2 protein-coding genes are annotated in these 2,058 nt (G+C 33.0%); both read right to left on the minus strand.

Features of this window, described 5'->3' with window-relative positions; all coding sequences use genetic code 11:
• Nucleotides 1-108 precede the first annotated feature (108 nt).
• Nucleotides 109-633, minus strand: a complete 525-nt coding sequence (locus tag G551_RS0112240; protein WP_027885830.1) for a nuclear transport factor 2 family protein — start codon at nt 631-633, stop codon at nt 109-111.
• Between the two features lie 164 nt (nt 634-797).
• Complete coding sequence (locus G551_RS0112245) at nt 798-1,940, minus strand: hypothetical protein (protein WP_156876798.1); 1,143 nt, start codon at nt 1,938-1,940, stop codon at nt 798-800.
• Nucleotides 1,941-2,058 lie beyond the last annotated feature (118 nt).

Raw genomic sequence — 2,058 nt, forward strand, 5'->3', positions numbered from 1 at the left:
CAAAGGATATAAAAACAAAAAACCTCCTAAAAGCGGTTTAAATAAGTGAGATTTTCTAAGAATTAAAGGCTTGTGCAACGGTTACCGGTGTTGCCCACAGTTTTTTTATCAGTCATCAAATCTCACATATATACTCTTTCGACAACAAACTATCCATTCATCATTTTCTTTTATTAACACAAATAAGTGTTCTTCATTTCGTTTGTTATTCAGATAAACAATTGCTTTATCATTATAAACTAAAGGTAAAGTTATAGCAGGTCTTATATTTTCACAGTCATCCACAATAGTAAAATTGTCAGTCAACATTGTTGAGTCAATGGTTCGGTAATGTGAGAACCAATAAATTTGGTCACGCATTTTTGAAATTTCATTGGGCGTAACAATTTCAGAAAATGAGTAAGTTTCCCGTTCGTCCCTATCGATACAATGTCCGAGTAGATTATCAATCAATTCCGAATTGCTTATCAGAAGTCCAATTCCCATATATTGCAGAAAATTCTTGTCCAAAGTTGGTTTTCCGTTTTTGTAAAGTGCTTTTATTACTTCGTATCGTTCTTTTTGGATACTGTCATTTTGAGCATAAATTCCGGTCGATATTATTGTAAAAAGAAGTAATATTTTAAATTTCATCGAGATTTTTTTTCAAATTGTGGGCAACGGTCTTGTATAACAATCAGTTGCGGATTGTTTTAGAAACTAAGATAGCTAAAATTACGGAATTTTATGCTTGCGCGGTTGTGTCCGCAGGACACAAAGCCGCAATTGTTGTTATATGTTGTTGGGTAACGTTTTTATTAATCATTAAAATACTTTATTAAACGTTCTCCTTTTACATAAGGCACTTCTTCTTCATTGGCATACATCCAATACATTGTCCAGTTACGATATTTATCATACTCATAAGTATAGGTACGTACATCGGTAACTTTTTTACCTGCATCCATATCTTTGGCTTCTACCACATCTCCATATTCATTATAGATGAACACGGTATAAGGACTAACAAAATTTCGTTGTATAGGAGCTCCCGGCCATATATATACCTCTTTTTTGGCAAGTCCATCCCCGTCTTCACGATAGGTATAGATCTCTTCCCAAAATTTTTGATTATTCACCAATAAGGTCATGCTGATAATACGCCCCTGCTTATCGTACTGGTAGGTATGTTTAACTTGGTCACTTGAACTTACATAAAACCTACTGTCTATAAGGACTCTAAAAACGCCCCAAGTATCTATGTCTTCCCAAAAAAAATGTTGGGTGGCGGTAACCTGCCCTTTATCGTTATAGCTATAGACCACACGTTTAACCGGTTTTTCGTTTTTTTCATTTACCGTGTCCTTTACCGAAGGTAAGAACTCTTTATAGCACTTTATTTTATCATCTTCTGTAAATGTATAGCGGTAATCACTGAATGAATTTGGCATCGATTGGTGGTATTCTTTTTTGGTTAGATAAATAGCATGATAGTTATATGTATTTAATTTTAAAAAATATGGGTGATACACTTGATAAGGAATTTTATAGGGAATTTTATAGTTTAAATTATTTTTATATTTAATATCCTTAGGAAAATGTTTATAGACAGTTGTTTTGGTCAAAGCAATACTATCAATGATCTTTTCATTGATGGAGTCTATAGTATAAACAGTAATATAATTTTCTTTCAATCGGATGGTCATGCCACTAATTATTAAACCAATTGTATCAAACTTAATGACTGCGCCACCTCTATTACAGACTCCATCGTTAATAGCTTTCATTTTATAAAACTTTGCTTTATTTTCTAGAGTATTATTTTGATAGGCATAAACTGTCCTAAGCTCTTGTACCTGGCCTTTAAGATTGTATTGGTGCCAACCTGTTTCATAATTTTTAGATTGCGCAAAAGAAATTGTGCAAGAAAGAATTACTAAAAAGTAAAAGATGTATTTCATTATTTTTTTAATGTTACCCAACGGTCTTGTATAACAATCAGTTGCGGATTGGTTTGAAACTAAGATAGCTAAAATTACCAACTTTTATGCTTGCGCGGTTGTGTCCGCAGGACACAAA

It is taken from the genome of Mesonia mobilis DSM 19841 (genome assembly GCF_000423405.1).
GTDB lineage: Bacteria > Bacteroidota > Bacteroidia > Flavobacteriales > Flavobacteriaceae > Mesonia > Mesonia mobilis.